Below are 15,430 nucleotides of genomic sequence, written 5' to 3'. Positions count from 1 at the left end.
CTCAGATCCGCTCGATGATGGTGCCGGTCGCCATCGCGCCGCCGCAGCACATCGCGATGAGAGCGGTCGACGCGTCGCGACGCTCCAGCTCGTGCAGAGCGGTGGTGATGAGCCGCGCGCCGGTGGAGCCGACCGGATGACCGAGCGCGATGGCGCCGCCGTTGACGTTGACCTTGTCCGGGTCGGGGCCGATCACCTGCTGCCAGGACAGCACGACGGAGGCGAAGGCCTCGTTGACCTCGAACAGGTCGATGTCGCTCAGCGAGCGGCCGGAGCGCTCGAGCACGCGCTCGGTGGCGCGGATCGGGCCGTCGAGGTGGTAGTACGGCTCTCCGCCGACGAGGGCCTGCGAGACGATCCGGGCGCGCGGCTTCAGGCCGAGCGCGGCGGCGCGGTCGGAGTCCATGAGCAGGACAGCGGCGGCACCGTCGGACACCTGGGAGGAGGTTCCCGCGGTGTGCCGGCCCCCGTCGAGCATGGGCTTGAGCTTGGCGAGCCCCTCCGCGGTGCTCTCGCGCGGGCCCTGGTCGCGGGAGACCTCGATCGTCTCGCCGGTGGGCGCACCGTCGGCCATGGCGGGCGCCTTGAGCGAGACGACCTCGCGGTCGAACCGACCCTCCTGCCAGGCCTGCAGGGCCTTGCGCTGGGAGGCGAGGCCGAAGGCGTCGATGTCCTCGCGGGTGAGGCCGCGGCGCTCGGCGATCCGCTCTGCGGCGAGGAACTGGTTGGGCATGTCGACGGTCCACGACGGGGGCCGGGAGGTGCCGAGGCCCTCCGGCCGGTTCGCGCCCAGCGGGATGCGGCTCATGGATTCGACGCCGCACGAGACGCCGACCTCGATCGCGTCGGTCGCGATGAGGCCCGCGATCAGGCCGGTGGCCTGCTGCGCGGAGCCGCACTGCGCGTCGATCGTGGTGGCGCCGGTCAGCTCGGGCAGGCCGGCGTTGAGCCAGGCCGTGCGTGTGATGTTGCCGGCCTGCTCGCCGGCCTGGGTGACGTTGCCGCCGATGATCTGCTCGACCTGTGCCGGATCGACGCCGGCGTGCTCGAGGAGGGCGGTGACGGTGCCGCCGAGGAGTTCGGCGGGGTGCAGTCCGCTCAGCCAGCCACCCCGCTTGCCGATGGGGCTGCGGACGGCGTCGACGATGACGGGGATGCCCATATCGATCGTTCCTCACATTCTCGGCTCGACCCGAGCGGGTAGAGCACGTTCTCGATTGTTGCGCCGATCTCCGGCTCTGTCGAGCCTCCTGTGGTGGCGCTGCAACGGGTTCGTCCCTGTGTAACTGCTGTGCAACCAGCGTCCTTCGCAATCTAGCTCACGAGCGGAGCGTCTGTGCTTCAATGAGTAGAACATGTTTCAGATACGCCTGGCCAGAGACCGGGTGGAGACGCTTGAGGAGGCGGCGTGAGCGTGCACTTCCCCGCGGGGTTCGATTTCACCAGCCCCGACCTGTGGTCGGAGCGGCGGCCCGAGGCCGAGTTCGCCGAGCTGCGGCGTTCGGCGCCGGTGTGGTGGCAGGACATCCCGCCCGGGACCACCGGGTTCGATGACGGTGGCTTCTGGGTGGTGTCCAAGCTGGAGGACATCAAGGCCATCTCGCGGAACCCGAAGCAGTACTCGAACTGGGAGAACGGCGCGATCGTCCGATTCGGACCGGAGATCGAGCGCGAGCAGATCGACATGCAGCGGATGCTGCTGCTCAACATGGACCCGCCGCAGCACACCAAGACGCGGCGCATCATCTCGCGCGGATTCACGCCGAAGGCGGTGCAGTCCCTGCACGACGCGCTGGCGGAGCGGGCCGAGCAGATCGTGCACGAGGCGCGTAAGGCCGGCGGCGGCGACTTCGTCGAGCAGGTGGCCTCGGAGCTCCCCCTGCAGGCGATCGCCGAGCTGCTGGGCGTGCCGCAGGAGGACCGCAAGAAGCTCTTCGACTGGTCCAACTCGATGATGGCCTACGACGACCCCGAGTTCGAGGGCGACTACCTCACCGCCATGACCGAGTTCACCGGCTACTCGTGGAACCTCGCCGAGGAGCGCCGCAAGTGTCCGATGGACGACATCGTGACCACCCTGGTGCAGGCGGACATCGACGGCGACGGGCTCGGCAGTGACGAGTTCGCGTTCTTCGTGCTGCTGCTCGCGGTCGCCGGCAACGAGACCACCCGCAACGCCATCAGCCACGGCATGAAGGCGTTCGTCGACTACCCCGACCAATGGGAGATCTACAAGGAGCAGCGGCCGCGCACCGCGCCCGACGAGATCGTGCGCTGGGCGACGCCCGTCTCAGTGTTCCAGCGGACCGCGCTCGAGGACGTCCAGCTCGGCGAGCAGACGATCAAGAAGGGCCAGCGTGTCGCGCTGTTCTACGCCTCGGCCAACTTCGACGAGGACGCCTTCGAGGATCCCTACACCTTCAACATCCTGCGCGACCCGAACCCACACGTCGGCTTCGGCGGCTCGGGCACCCACCACTGCGTGGGCGCGAACCTCGCCCGCCTCGAGATGGACCTGATGTTCAAGGCCATCGCGGACGTCATGCCGAACCTGCGTGAGCTGGAGCCCCCGCAGCGCCTGCGGTCGGGCTGGCTCAACGGCATCAAGCACTGGAAGGTCGCCTACGAGTAGGCACGGAACTCACTGACGAGGCCCCCGGGATTCTCCCGGGGGCCTCGTCGTGGTGCGGTCCGGAAACCCGGTGGCCCCGGGACGGTAGTGGCGTTAGCGTGGTCGGGTGAGCACGCCGGAATCGCATGAGGAAGGGGTCGCCGGTCCCGCCGCCGACCCCGTGCAGAACCGCGCCGTCATGCGCTGATCCGCGGGCCCGAGTCGGCCGCGGCGACCGGAGACGATCCCACGTTTCCCGTCGTCCCAGGAGTGCTCCGTGCCTCGACTCGTCCTGTTCCTCGCCCTCGCCGTCTTCGCGATGGGCACCTCCGAATTCATGCTCGCCGGCGTGCTGCTGGCCCTCGCCGACGACCTCGCCGTCGCCCCGTCCGCCGCGGGAAGCCTCGTCTCCGCGTTCGCGGTCGGGATGGTCGTCGGTGCCCCGGTCACCGCAGCCCTCGCCCGACGGTGGGCGCCCCGCTCGGCCCTGCTCGGCTTCCTCGCACTGTTCGCGGCGGCGCACGTCGTCGGCGCGTTGACCGTCTCCCTTCCGGTGCTGGTCGGGACCCGCGTGGTGGCCGCCTTCGCCAATGCGGGCTTCCTCGCCGTCGCGTTCACCGTGGCGGCCGCGGCGGTCGGCCCCGACCGTCGGGCGCGGGCGCTGTCGATGCTGCTCGCGGGGACCACCGTCGCCATGGTCGCGGGCGTTCCGGCAGGCGCCGTCGTGGGCGCCGCCGCGGGATGGCGCGCCCTGTTCTGGGCGGTCGCGATGGTGTGCGTGCCGCCCTTCCTCGCGATCCTCGGCGCGGCTCCCCTCGATCCCGTCGACAGCAGGCGCCGCTCACTCCGAACGGAACTCGCCGCGCTGTGGGACGGTCGGACGGCGGCCGTGCTCATACTCACCGCGCTGGTGAACGCGGGCACCTTCGGCGTCCTGACCTACCTCGCGGTCCCGGTGGCGGAAGTGCTGTCGGCGGCGTGGATCCCGCTGGTGCTGATGCTCTTCGGGGCGGGTGCGTGCGCCGGCGTCGCGCTCGTCGGCCGCGTCGCCGACGCCCGACCGCGAGCCCTCCTCGCCGCGGGAGCGCCGCTCCTGGTGGGCGTGTGGGTGATGCTCGCTTCCGGCGGACGGGACCCGCTCCTCCTGCTGGCGATCGTGCCCCTGTCGGGCCTCCTCGCATTCGCCGTCGGCGGGACGCTGATCGCTCTCTCGATCGGGTCCGCTTCGGAGACTGCACCCACGATGGCAGGTTCGTACGCCACCGCCGCGCTCAACGTGGGCGCGGTGGCGGGCCCCATCGGCGCGGGCGCCGCCCTCGACCGCCTCGGCGGGATCGCGGGGCCGGCCGGATTCGCCGCGGCCGTCGTGGCCGCGGCGATCGTGGGAGGTGTGATGTTCAGATCAACGCTGGGGTGACCCCAGGGGAGGAGTCGCGCGTTATCCCGTCGACGGCCGCGCCGATGGGATGTACTCAGGGCATGACGACGTCCATCCGCCGGCTTCTCCCCGAGGACCGTGCACCGTTGGCGGCCTTCCCGGACCGGGTGTCGGCTGAGACGGCGCGGACGCGGTTCCACGGTCCGATGAAGCTGTTGACCGCTCCCACGCTGGACCTGCTGCTGAACCTGGAACCCGGTTGCCGGGAGGCGCTGGTGGCGGTCGACGACCGAGGTCTCGCCGCGGTGGCCCGCTTCGCCCGGGACGCCTGTGGAGATCCGTCGAGCGACACCGCGGAGGTGGCGATCATCGTCGCCGATGACCGACAACGCGGAGGTCTGGGACGTGACCTGATGGCGCGCCTGGCAGTCCTCGCGGGCGAAGCCGGGATCCGTTCATTCCGAGCGACGGTGCAGGAGGACAACGATGGAGCGCGCAGTTTCGTCGCATCCCTGGACCGCGGCACGGTGGGCAGGTTCGTCGGGAACACGGTGGTGTTCGTGCTCGATGTAGACGCAGTGGCCGGGCGTTGCTAGCTCGGCTTGTCCGCGCCCACCAGCCACATGGAGAAGTACTGCGAACCGCCGCCGTAGGCGTGCCCGAGTGCCTTGCGGGCACCGTCGACCTGGTAGTCCCCGGCCCGCCCCATGACCTGCTTCGCGGCCTCGGCGAACCGGATCATGCCGGACGCGCCGATCGGGTTGGAGGAGAGCACGCCGCCGGACGGATTCACGGGCAGTTCCCCGCCGATCTCGGTGCCCCCGGATTCCGTGAGCTTCCAGCCCTGCCCCTCGGGGACGAACCCCAGGTTCTCCAGCCACATCGGCTCGAACCAGGAGAAGGGCACGTAGATCTCGGCGGCATCCACTTCCCGCAGCGGGTCGGTGATGCCGGCGTCGCGCCACAGCGCGGCCGCGGCGTCCTGACCCGCGCGGGGGCTGACGTGCTCGCGGCCCGCGTAGGCCAGCGGCTCGGTGCGCATCGCGGTCGCGAGCACCCAACCGACGCGGTTGCCGGTGGCCGCCTCCGATGCCGCGGCGGCCTCCTCGTCGCCGAGCACGATGGCGCAGGCGCCGTCGGACGACGGGCAGGTCTCGTCGAAGCGGATGGGGTCCCACAGCATCTGGGACGCCTGCACCGATTCGAGGGTGATGTCGGGCTGGTGCAGGTGCGCCAGCGGGTTACGGGCGCCGTTGCGGCGGTCCTTGACCGCCACCATCGCGCCGACGTGGTCCGGCGCGCCGGAGCGCCGGATGTAGGAGCGGACGTGCGGTGCGAAGTAGCCGCCGGCGCCGGCGCCGACGGGCACCGTGAACGGGACCGGGATCGACAGCGCCCACATGGCGTTCGACTCCGACTGCTTCTCCCACGCCACCGTGAGCACCCGCTTGTGCACGCCCGACTTGATCAGGGCGGCGGCGACGGCGGCGGTGGACCCGCCGACCGAGCCCGCGGTGTGCACGCGCAGCAGCGGCTTGCCGACAGCACCCAGCGCGTCGGCGAGGAACAGCTCGGGCATCATGACGCCCTCGAACATGTCGGGCGCCTTGCCGATCACGATGGCGTCGATGTCGGCCATCGTGGCGCCGGAATCGAGCAGCGCGGCGTCGACGGCCTCGCGGATCATGCCGGCCATCGAGACGTCGGTGCGCTTGGCGCGGTGGCGGGTCTGGCCCGTCCCGAGTACTGCGGTGGGCTTGCCCATCACTTGGCCTCCATCACGGCGATCAGGTTCTGCTGCAGGGCGTGTCCGCCGGTGGCGTGGGCGAGGACGCGTTCCGCGTCGCCGTTCCACACGGCGCGGGCGGCCTCGCCGATCCGGGCGAGACCCGCGGAGAACATGGGATTCCCCACGAGCGCACCGCCGGACGGGTTGATCCGTACGTCGTCGCCGAGGCCGATCGCGGTGCGCAGGATCAGTTCCTGGTGGGTGAAGGGCGCGTGGAGCTCGGCGAGCTGCACGCCGTCCGCTCCGGCGGCGCGGGCCGCGGCGGTGGTCGACGGTGACAGGGTGAGGTCGCGCGAGCCCAGTGCGGGTGAGTCGATCCGGTGCTCGAGGCCGGTGATGAACGCGGGGTTCTCCCGGATCTCGCGGGCGCGCTCGGCGGAGGCGAGGATCGCGACGGCGGCACCGTCGGTGACGGGCGCGATGTCGTGCCGGCGCAGGGGATCCGCCCACAGCGGCTCGCCCAGGAGCGTCTCCGCGTCGACGGTGCGCGACACCTGCGCCGCCGGGTTCGCCGTCGCGTCGGTGAGGCTGCGCGCGGCGACCGCGGCCATGTCGGCCTCGGTCCACGCGCCGGAGTCGATGCCCGCGCGGGCCTGCAGCGCGGCGACCGACACCGAATCGGGCCACAGCGGCGCGACGATGTACGGGTCGAGCTGCATGGTCAGCGTGCGGCGCAGCACGCCGGCGGAGGACTTGCCGAAGCCGTACACGAGTGCGGTGTCGATCTCGCCGGTGCGGATCTTCACCCAGGCTTCGTACAGCGCCCACGCGGCGTCCATCTCCACGTGCGACTCGTTGATCGGCGGCACGGCGCCGATGGAGTCGATCGCGGCGATGAACGAGAAGGCCCGTCCCGCCAGGTAGTCCGACGAACCGGAGCACCAGAATCCGATGTCGGACTTGGTGAGGCCCGTCTGGGCGAAGACGTCGGCGAACAGCGGGATCAGCATCTCCACGCCGTTGGTGGTGGTCTCGGCGGCGCGCAGCCACGGGGTGGCGGCGTAGCCGACGACGGCGACGGAGCCGTCCGGATCGGTGCAGGTGCGTGTGCTCACAGGTGCTTCTCGTAACTGGAGTAGGGGGCGTCCGGCTCACCGGTCGGTTCGAAATGCGAGATGTTGCCGGGACTCTCGGTCCATTCCTCGCGCGGCTTCCACACGGCCCGCACCCGCATGCCCATCCGCACCTCGGACGGGTCGCAGCCGAGCACGAGGTGGAGGAACGGGATGTCGGCGCCGTCGATCAGCACGTAGGCGGCGACGTACGGGGGCTTGATCCGCTGCCCCTGGAAGGGCACGTTGACCACGCAGAAGGTGGTGACCACGCCGGTGTCCGGCAGATCGACCTCCTCGGTCGTGGGGATGCCGTCGATCGGGCAGGCATTGCGCGGCGGGACGTAAACGTTGCCGCACGTCCCGCACCGCTGGCCCAGCAGCCGTCCCTCGGCCAGGGCCTGCAGGTAGCGGGTCTCCGGCACGGAGGCGGAGTGCTCGAGCCGCAGCGCGACCGGGGTGACGAGGACCTCGATCGGGTCGCCCGCCGGTGCGGCGACCGCAGGGACGCCGTCGCCTTCGCCGGGGACGAAGTGCGTGATGTCGCCGATCGCGCCGGTCGTCTCGGCGGCCCAGCGGGCGTGCACCCGCATGCCGGTCGAGATGTCCTCGGGGCCCTCGACGTCGACGGCGTGCAGGAGGGAGGTGTCGGCACCGTCGAGCTTGATGAGGGCGTAGGCGAAGGGCCGGTCGAAGGGCTGCCCGTCGACGGGGTGCGCGTTCCAGCTCCAGCTGGTCACCGTGCCGGTGTCCGAGACCGGAACGATCTCGCTGAGGGCGGCCGTGGTGTCGGGATCGAACTCCAGCGGGGGCACGTGCACCCGCCCGGCCGCGTCGCGGGTGCCGACGATGCGGCGCTCGCGGAGGTTCGTCATGAACGCGCCCAGGACCGGTCCGAGCGACCGGGTGTAGTCGAAGGACAGGTGCATCGGCGCCGAGAGGGTCTGCGTTTCTGCGGTCACCTCACGAGTGAAACATGTTCTAACTTTTTGGCGCAAGGGTATCCCGGAAACGGCGATCAGCCCTTACCGTGGAAAAAGTTCCTACCGCGTTCCGCGCCGGTATTCCCGCAACGATCCACGAGGTGTTCCATGGACGATCTGCACCGCGAGCCGCTGGCCGGCGACATCCTGCTCGGCTCCCTCGCCGCCTTTCCCGACCGCGTCGCCGTCCACGTCACCGGAGCCGACGGTGACTCCGTGCTGACCTACGCGCAGGTGCGCGACGAGGTCAGTCGCTACGCGCAGGCGTACGCCTCCGTCGGGCTCGGCGTGGGCAGCCCCGTCGCGATGCTCTCGGGCAATCGGCACGAGGTGCTGATCGCCCAGTCCACCAACCTGATCACCGGCGTCCGCTTCGCCGCGCTGCACCCGATGGGCTCGCTCGACGATCACGTCTACGTCATGGAGGATGCGGGGATCGAGACCCTCGTCTACGACCCGCGCCTGTACGAGCAGCGCGCCGCGGACCTGCGGGATCGGGTGCCGGGACTGAAGACACTGCTCTCCCTCGGGCCCACGGACGCGGGCGTCGACCTCACCGCCGTCGCGGCCGGCTTCGAGCCCGGACCGCTCGCCGCGCACACCGCCGACCCGTCGTCGACCGCGAGCCTCGCGTACACCGGCGGCACCACCGGCAAGAGCAAGGGCGTCATGCTCAGCTACTCCGGCGGCGCGGCGCTGCTGCGCATCCAGCGCACGGAATGGGAATGGCCGGAGGAGATCCGGTTCCTCGTGTGCGCGCCGCTCAGCCACGCCGGTGGCGCCTTCTGGAACCCGACGTCGATGACCGGCGGGTCGATGGTCGTGCTGCCCCGGTTCGAGCCCGAGGCCGTGCTCGCGGCGATCGAGAAGTACCGGATCACCGCGACGATGCTGGTGCCCACCATGATCTACGCGCTGCTCGATCACCCGAAGTTCGACGACTACGACCTCTCCAGCCTGGAGACCGTCTTCTACGGCGCGTCCGCGATCTCGCCCACCCGGCTGACGGAGGCGATCGAGCGCATCGGGCCCGTGTTCTTCCAGTTCTACGGCCAGGCCGAGTGCCCCATGACCATCTCCGTGCTGCGCCGCGGCGACCACGACCCGTCGAAGCCGGAGCGATTGGCGAGCTGCGGCAAGCCCGTCCCGTGGGTGAACGTCGCCCTACTCGACGATGCCGGGCGCCCTGTCGAACCCGGTGCGCCGGGGGAGATCTGCGTGCGCGGGCCGCTGGTGATGCAGGGTTATCTGAACAAGCCGGAGCAGACCGCCGAGGCCACCGAGCACGGCTGGCTGCACACCGGCGACGTGGGCCGGTTCGACGACGAGGGCTACCTCTACATCGTCGATCGGAAGAAGGACATGGTGGTCACCGGCGGCTTCAACGTCTTCCCGCGCGAGGTCGAGGACGTCATCTCGACGCACCCGTCCGTCGCGTCCGTCGCGGTGATCGGCGTGCCCGACGAGAAGTGGGGCGAGGCCGTGAAGGCCGTGGTGGTGCCTCGCGCCGGCGCGACCGTCGACGTCGAGGAGCTCCGCGACCTGGTCCGCGACCGCAAGGGCGCCGTCTACACACCCAAGACCGTCGACCTCGTCGAGTCCATCCCCGTCAGCCCGCTCGGCAAGCCGGACAAGAAGGCCCTCCGCGCCCAGTACGCCTGACTGCCTGAATTGAACGACGTTCCGGAGAGCAAACCCGCAGGTCGGATTCTCCAGAACGTCGTTCAATTGCAGGGTCAGCGGCCTTCGAAGACCGGGGTGCGCTTCTCGGCGAAGGCGCGCGGGCCCTCTTTGGCGTCGCGGGAGAGGAAGACGGGCAGGCCCTCCTTCGCGTCGACCTTGAAGGCCTCCTCCTCGTGCATGCCCTCGGTGGCGCGCATGGTGCGCAGCATCGCCTGCACGGCCAGTGGGCCGTTCGCGTTGATCAGCTCGGCCAGCTCCAGCGCCTTGTCCAGCGCGCCGCCGTCGGGCACGACGTGGCCGATCAGCCCGTACTCCTTGGCCTCCGCCGCGGTGATGTGCCGGCCGGTGAGCAGCAGGTCCGCCGCCACCGTGTACGGGATCTGGCGCGGCAGCCGGACGGCGGAGCCGCCCATGGGGTAGAGGCTCCACTTCGCCTCGGAGACGCCGAACTTCGCGCTCTCGCCCGCGACGCGGATGTCGGTGCCCTGCAGGATCTCCGTGCCGCCGGCGATGGCGGCGCCCTCGACCGCGGCGATGAGCGGCTTGCCCGGGCGGCGGCCCTTGATCAGGCCGGGGATCCGGGCCGGATCGAAGGCGCTGCCCTCCTTCATCGCCTCGCCGGGGTTCGACTTCGCCATGTTCTTCAGGTCCGCGCCGGCGCAGAAGGCGCCGCCCGCGCCGGTGAGCACGGCGCTGCGGATCTCGGGGTCGGCGTCGATGCGGTCCCAGGCGTCGCTGAGGATCTGCAGCATCTCGCCGGTGAGCGCGTTCTTGCGCTCGGGCCGGTTCATGGTGATGAGCAGCGTGTGGCCGCGCTGCTCGACGAGGGCGTGCGGGGCGTCTGTCATGACTGAGGCTCCTGGGTCGAGGACCCTCGCCGAGACGAGGATCGGCAATTGCGGGAATCCGCCTCCCCGGACAGTAACAGGTTCTAGTTTGGAGGAAAGAAGTCTTCAGGAGGATTCATGCGCACACCCCTGTGCGAGGACCTGGGCATCCAGTACCCGGTCATCGCCTTCACCCCGTCGGAGCACGTGGCCGCGGCCGTCTCCCGGGCCGGCGGCCTCGGCGTCCTCGGCTGCGTCCGGTTCAACGATCCCGCGGAGCTCGACGCCGTCCTCGACTGGATGGACGCCAACACCGACGGCCGGCCCTACGGCGTGGACATCGTCATGCCCAACAAGGTGCCCACCGAGGGCAGCGCTGGCGACCTCACCGAGCTCATCCCCGCGGAGCATCGGGCCTTCGTCGAGCGGACCCTCCGCGAGCTCGGCGTGCCCGAGCTGCCCGACGGTGCCGCCGGCGCGGGCGTGCTCGGCTGGCTGCACTCGGTGGCCCGCTCGCACGTCGACGTCGCACTCAAGCATCGGATCGCGTTGATCGCCAACGCCCTCGGCTCGCCGCCGAAGGACGTCATCGACGCAGCGCACGAGCACGGCGTCAAGGTCGCCGCGCTCGCCGGCCGCGCCAAGCACGCCCGCGCCCACGTCGACAACGGCGTCGACATCGTCATCGCGCAGGGCTACGAGGCGGGCGGCCACACCGGCGAGATCGGCTCCATGGTGCTGCTCCCCGAGATCGTCGACGAGGTGGGCGACGACGGGACGGTCGTCGCCGCGGGTGGCATCGGCTCCGGCCGGCAGATCGCCGCGGCCCTGACCCTCGGCGCCGAGGGGGTGTGGATGGGCTCCTACTGGCTCACCACCACCGAGTACCTCGAGACGCACACGAAATCGCAGACCATGCAGGACGCCCTGGTCGCCGCGACGAGCGCCGACACCGTGCGCACGCGGATCTTCTCCGGCAAGCCCGCTCGCCTGCTCAAGACCCGGTGGACGGAGGCTTGGGAGCAGCCCGGCGCACCGTCGGCCCTGCCCATGCCCCTGCAGAACCTGCTGGTGGGGGAGGCGCACAGCCGGATCCACGCCTCGGGCGACCCCTCGGTCGTCGCGATGCCGGTCGGCCAGATCGTGGGCCGGATGAACGCGGTGCGGCCCGTCGCCGAGATCATGGCCGAGCTGGTCGGCGAGTTCGAGGATGCCGTCGACCGCCTGAACCTGGCACGCTGACCTCATGGGAACGAATCAGCGCGGCACGATCCAGATGACCGAGGCGGAGATCGGGGACTTCCTCGAGCGCAGCCGGACCGCCACCATCGCCACCCTGGGCGCGAGCGGGGCGCCGCACCTCGTCGCCATGTGGTACGCCGTGATCGACGGCGACCTGTGGATCGAGACGAAGGCCAAGTCGCAGAAGGTCGTGAACCTGCGCCGTAATCCGCTCATGAGCGCGTCGATCGAGGCCGGGCAGTCGTACGACCAGTTGCGCGGCGTCACCATCGAGGGCACCGCCGAGATCGTCGAGGACGAGGCGACGGTGCGCGCGGTCTGCGAGCAGGTCTACGAGCGCTACTTCGGTCCGTACTCCGAGGAGCTCAGGCCCGCGATCGACGAGATGATGAAGAAGCGCGTCGCCGTGCGCCTGCGCGGAGGCCGCGTGCGCTCCTGGGACCACCGCAAGCTCGGCATGCCCGAGCTGCCGGTCGGCGGAAGCACCGCGGCGTACCTGTAGGGGCGGACGATGCCCGGATCGCATGCGCAGTCGGAGGATTCCGAGGGGTTCGTCGAGATCAGCCCCTGCGTCGGGGGCCTCGTCCGGACCTGGTCGGACGACGGTGCCTCCCGCCTCTGGGCGGTGCCCGACGACGCCTGGCTCCGCGAGGTCCAGGCGACGGGCCGTGTCGGCCGCGTCTCCCGGAAGGAGGGTCGGTACCGCGAGGCGGCGCGGCTGTCCGAGGCCGATGGTGCGCTCCTCGTGCGGCCCCGCGTCCCGCTCCGGGCGATCGACGGGAGCCTCACGATGGAGGCGCAGTCCATCGCCCTCGCGCCGGAGAAGCGGCCCTCCCGCTCGACCTTCGAGGACTTCCGTGAGGTGCTGACCCGGGCGGTCGAGCACTGCGCCGCCACCGACGAGTACCTCGTGGTGGAACGGGGCGCGCGCGACGCGAAGCGCGAGCCCTTCTGCCTCTTCGCGGTGCTCCCGGCGGGCGCCGAGCCCGGCGTCTTCGTCACCGTCGTCGAGACGGCGCCGCCGCCGCGGGACTCCGACCTCTGGGCGCCCTACATCGACGACTGGGACCGGACCGCCACCATCAGCGCACCGTCGAATCCCGAGACCGTGTCGACCGCCCCGACCGTGATGATCGAGGCGATCAGCCGCTGGGACGCCGATCCGTGGGACCTCGCCTTCACCTTCGGCCGGCGCTGACGCTCAGCCCCGGGCCGCCTCGGCCAGCGCGCGCAGCGTGGGCTCGTCGCGCACGCCGCTGAACAGCACCGTCGTCACGGGGGAGTCCCGCCAGAGTGCGAGGCGCTCGGCGATCCGGTCGATCGGCCCGAGCAGGGCGATGGAATCGGCGAGCTCGTCGGGGACGGCGGCGATGGCGCCCGCGCGGTCGCCCGCGAGGAACTTCTCCTGCACCGCGACCGCGGCGTCGGCGAAACCGAGCCGCCCGATGAGGTCGAGATGGAAGTTCGTCGACTTGTGGCCCATGCCGCCGATGTAGAAGGCGAGCGGGACCTTCGCCTGGGTGAGCGCGGCGTCGAGGTCGTCGGAGACGATCACCGAGACGGTCGCGGCGATCTCGAAGTCCGCGGAGCGACCGGCCAGGGACTCGCCGAAGACCGACTCGACCTGCTGCGGATCGACGAACAGCGGCAGCCAGCCGTCGGCGATCTCGGTCGACAGCGCGACGTTCTTCGGTCCCTCCGCGCCGAGGAAGATCGGGATCCGCGGCCGCACGGGCAGGGCGATGGACTTGAGTGGCTTGCCCAGTCCGGTGCCGCCCGGCAGCGGCAGCGGGTAGTGCGGGCCCGCGCTGGTCACGGGCTCCTCGCGGGCGATCACCTGGCGCACGATGTCGACGTACTCGCGGGTGCGGGCGAGCGGCTTGGGGAACGGGTTCCCGTACCAGCCCTCGGCGACCTGCGGCCCCGAGGCGCCGAGGCCGAGAACCATGCGGCCGCCGGACAGGCCGTCGATCGTCAGGGCGTGCATGGCGGTCGCGGTGGGCGTGCGCGCGGGGATCTGCGCGACGGCGGTGCCGAGCTTGATCCGCTTCGTGCGCGATCCGTACCAGGCGAGCGTCGAGAAGGCGTCGGAGCCGTAGGCCTCGGCGGTGAAGGCGTAGTCGTAGCCGAGCTCGTCGGCGGCGACCACGGCCGCGGTGTGGTCCTCCGGCCCACGGGTCCAGTAGCCGAGGTTGATGCCCAGATTGAGATCGTTGACCATTCCTCAAATCTAGAACAAGTTCTAGGGTTTGGGTTACAGTTCGGTATGGCTTCGCCCACGCAGATCGACAGCACCCTGCCCGCGCGCATCACCGACGAGCTGATCGAGCGCCTCACCGCGCTGGTGGTGGCCGACGGCAGTCGCGAACCGTTCACCATGAGCGAGGTGTTCACGGGCGCGGCCATCGGCGCGCTCCCGCAGTCCACCCCGAGCGACGTGGTCGCGGCCTTCGCCACCGCACGGGAGGCGCAGCGGCAGTGGGCGCAGCGCTCCCTCGAGGAGCGCCTCGCCGTGTTCCGGCGGCTGCACGAGCTGATCCTCGAGAACAACGAGTTGCTCGTCGACCTCATCCAGAGCGGCACCGGCAAGAACCGGCGGATGGCCTTCGAGGAGTCCTGCGACGTCCCGATGGTGATCAGCCACTACCTCAAGTCCGCGCCCAAGCTGCTCCGCTCGCGTCGCCGCGGCGGACCCGTCCCCGTGGTGAGCAACTCCGTGGAGCTGCACCGGCCCAAGGGCGTCATCGGCGTGATCGCGCCGTGGAACTTCCCGTTCGCGATGGCGCTCTCGGACGCGATCCCCGCCCTCATCGCCGGCAACGGCGTCGTCCTCAAGCCGGACAACAAGACCGCGCTGGCCGCCCTCTACGGCGTGGAGCTGCTGCGCCGCGCCGGCGCGCCGGAGGGCCTGTTCCAGGTGGTCTGTGGGCAGGGGCCGGACGTGGGCCCCGCGCTCATCGACGAGTCAGACTTCGTCATGTTCACCGGCTCGTCCGCCACCGGCGTCACCGTCGGCGAGCGGGCCGGGCGCAACCTCATCGGCTGCAGCCTCGAGCTGGGCGGCAAGAACCCGATGATCGTGCTCGACGACGTCGACCTCGACGAGGCCATCCCGTCGGCGATCTTCGCGGTCTTCGCCAACGCCGGCCAGGCGTGCATGCACATCGAGCGGATGTACGTGCACGAGAAGATCTACGACGAGTTCTCCCGCCGGTTCGTCGCCGCCGCGGGAGCGCTCAAGCTCGGCGCCACCTACGACTACGAGCCCGACATGGGCTCGCTGGCCTCGCCCGACCAGCTGCGCCGCGTCTCCGCACACGTCGAGGACGCGCGGGCCAAGGGAGCCACCGTGCTGTGCGGCGGGCGGGAACGCACCGACGTCGGCCCCGCCTTCTACGCGCCGACGATCCTCACCGGCGTCACCCCGGACATGCACCTCGCCTCTGCCGAGACCTTCGGCCCCGTCGTCGCCCTGTTCCGGTACTCGAGCGACGACGAGGCGATCCGCCTCGCCAACGACACCCGCTACGGCCTCAACGCCAGCGTGTGGGGCAAGGACCTGCGCCGAGCGGCGCGGATCGGCGCGCAGCTCGAGGCGGGCAACGTCAACGTCAACGACGGCTTCGCGGCCTCCTTCGCGAGCAAGGGCACCCCGTCGGGCGGCTGGAAGGCGTCGGGCGTCGGCGTGCGCCACGGCGACGCTGGCCTGCTCAAGTACACCGACACCACCAACCTCGCGACCCTGAAGCAGCAGGTGTACAACCCGCGCCCGGGGCAGAGCTACGAGCAGTACGCCCAGCAGACGAAGCAGGTCCTGCGCTGGATGCGCAAGCTGCGCATCCGCTGATCGGGCCACCGCGACCGC

14 protein-coding genes are annotated in these 15,430 nt (G+C 70.9%); 8 read left to right on the top strand and 6 right to left on the bottom strand.

Annotated features, from left to right (window positions below; genetic code table 11):
• Window position 1 precedes the first annotated feature (1 nt).
• Window positions 2-1,162, bottom strand: a complete 1,161-nt coding sequence (locus ACM9LD_RS06565) for a steroid 3-ketoacyl-CoA thiolase (RefSeq protein ID WP_415675928.1) — start codon at window positions 1,160-1,162, stop codon at window positions 2-4.
• Window positions 1,163-1,408: 246 nt separating this feature from the next.
• Here ACM9LD_RS06565 and ACM9LD_RS06560 point away from each other — a divergent pair, with 246 nt between their 5' ends.
• The 3 genes from ACM9LD_RS06560 to ACM9LD_RS06550 all read left to right on the top strand — a co-directional run bounded on the left by ACM9LD_RS06560 (window position 1,409) and on the right by ACM9LD_RS06550 (window position 4,585).
• Window positions 1,409-2,632 (top strand): cytochrome P450, encoded by a 1,224-nt coding sequence (locus tag ACM9LD_RS06560; protein ID WP_415675927.1) that lies wholly within the window; start codon window positions 1,409-1,411, stop codon window positions 2,630-2,632.
• A gap of 256 nt (window positions 2,633-2,888) precedes the next feature.
• Window positions 2,889-4,028: an MFS transporter gene (locus tag ACM9LD_RS06555; RefSeq protein ID WP_415675926.1), complete on the top strand. Its 1,140-nt coding sequence runs from the start codon at window positions 2,889-2,891 to the stop codon at window positions 4,026-4,028.
• A gap of 62 nt (window positions 4,029-4,090) precedes the next feature.
• Window positions 4,091-4,585, top strand: coding sequence for a GNAT family N-acetyltransferase (locus ACM9LD_RS06550; protein WP_415675925.1), 495 nt, complete (start codon window positions 4,091-4,093; stop codon window positions 4,583-4,585).
• Here the strand turns inward: ACM9LD_RS06550 and ACM9LD_RS06545 are convergent.
• Genes ACM9LD_RS06545 through ACM9LD_RS06535 form a run of 3 tightly spaced genes read right to left on the bottom strand, consistent with a single transcriptional unit; the run spans window position 4,582 to window position 7,759 of the window.
• Window positions 4,582-5,754 carry a thiolase domain-containing protein gene (locus tag ACM9LD_RS06545; protein WP_415675924.1) on the bottom strand — a complete coding sequence of 391 codons (1,173 nt, stop codon included), beginning with the start codon at window positions 5,752-5,754 and terminating at the stop codon, window positions 4,582-4,584. The two genes, ACM9LD_RS06550 and ACM9LD_RS06545, sit on opposite strands and share 4 nt — an antisense overlap.
• Window positions 5,754-6,833 (bottom strand): thiolase domain-containing protein, encoded by a 1,080-nt coding sequence (locus ACM9LD_RS06540; protein ID WP_415675923.1) that lies wholly within the window; start codon window positions 6,831-6,833, stop codon window positions 5,754-5,756. Before ACM9LD_RS06540 ends, ACM9LD_RS06545 begins: the two co-directional genes overlap by 1 nt.
• Entirely contained in the window at window positions 6,830-7,759 is a 930-nt protein-coding gene (locus tag ACM9LD_RS06535; RefSeq protein WP_415675972.1) for a Zn-ribbon domain-containing OB-fold protein, read from the bottom strand. Before ACM9LD_RS06535 ends, ACM9LD_RS06540 begins: the two co-directional genes overlap by 4 nt.
• Window positions 7,760-7,921: 162 nt before the next feature.
• Here ACM9LD_RS06535 and ACM9LD_RS06530 point away from each other — a divergent pair, with 162 nt between their 5' ends.
• On the top strand, window positions 7,922-9,475 hold the full coding sequence (locus ACM9LD_RS06530) for an AMP-binding protein (protein WP_415675922.1): 1,554 nt from the start codon (window positions 7,922-7,924) through the stop codon (window positions 9,473-9,475).
• A 74-nt stretch (window positions 9,476-9,549) separates the two neighbouring features.
• On the opposite strand, the gene ACM9LD_RS06525 is transcribed toward ACM9LD_RS06530, so the two are convergent.
• Window positions 9,550-10,344 (bottom strand): crotonase/enoyl-CoA hydratase family protein, encoded by a 795-nt coding sequence (locus tag ACM9LD_RS06525; RefSeq protein WP_326481207.1) that lies wholly within the window; start codon window positions 10,342-10,344, stop codon window positions 9,550-9,552.
• A gap of 117 nt (window positions 10,345-10,461) precedes the next feature.
• Between ACM9LD_RS06525 and ACM9LD_RS06520 the strand changes: the two genes are divergently transcribed.
• The 3 genes from ACM9LD_RS06520 to ACM9LD_RS06510 are packed head-to-tail and all read left to right on the top strand — an operon-like array spanning window position 10,462 to window position 12,763.
• Window positions 10,462-11,565 (top strand): NAD(P)H-dependent flavin oxidoreductase, encoded by a 1,104-nt coding sequence (locus ACM9LD_RS06520; RefSeq protein ID WP_415675921.1) that lies wholly within the window; start codon window positions 10,462-10,464, stop codon window positions 11,563-11,565.
• Window positions 11,566-11,569: 4 nt separating this feature from the next.
• Complete coding sequence (locus ACM9LD_RS06515) at window positions 11,570-12,067, top strand: pyridoxamine 5'-phosphate oxidase family protein (RefSeq protein WP_415675920.1); 498 nt, start codon at window positions 11,570-11,572, stop codon at window positions 12,065-12,067.
• Between the two features lie 9 nt (window positions 12,068-12,076).
• A complete protein-coding gene (locus ACM9LD_RS06510; RefSeq protein WP_415675919.1) occupies window positions 12,077-12,763 on the top strand; it encodes a hypothetical protein in 687 nt (228 codons plus the stop codon).
• 3 nt (window positions 12,764-12,766) lie between these two features.
• Here ACM9LD_RS06510 and ACM9LD_RS06505 read toward each other — a convergent pair whose 3' ends face one another.
• A complete protein-coding gene (locus ACM9LD_RS06505; protein WP_415675918.1) occupies window positions 12,767-13,786 on the bottom strand; it encodes an LLM class F420-dependent oxidoreductase in 1,020 nt (339 codons plus the stop codon).
• Between the two features lie 45 nt (window positions 13,787-13,831).
• Between ACM9LD_RS06505 and ACM9LD_RS06500 the strand changes: the two genes are divergently transcribed.
• Window positions 13,832-15,412 carry a succinic semialdehyde dehydrogenase gene (locus ACM9LD_RS06500; RefSeq protein ID WP_224645347.1) on the top strand — a complete coding sequence of 527 codons (1,581 nt, stop codon included), beginning with the start codon at window positions 13,832-13,834 and terminating at the stop codon, window positions 15,410-15,412.
• The last annotated feature ends 18 nt before the right edge of the window (window positions 15,413-15,430 follow it).

Origin of the sequence: Tsukamurella hominis, assembly GCF_965137015.1 — a bacterium.
Classification (GTDB): Bacteria; Actinomycetota; Actinomycetes; order Mycobacteriales; family Mycobacteriaceae; genus Tsukamurella; species Tsukamurella hominis.
The sequence above is the reverse complement of the archived record's forward strand: the minus strand, read 5'-3'. Positions and strand labels throughout refer to the sequence as shown.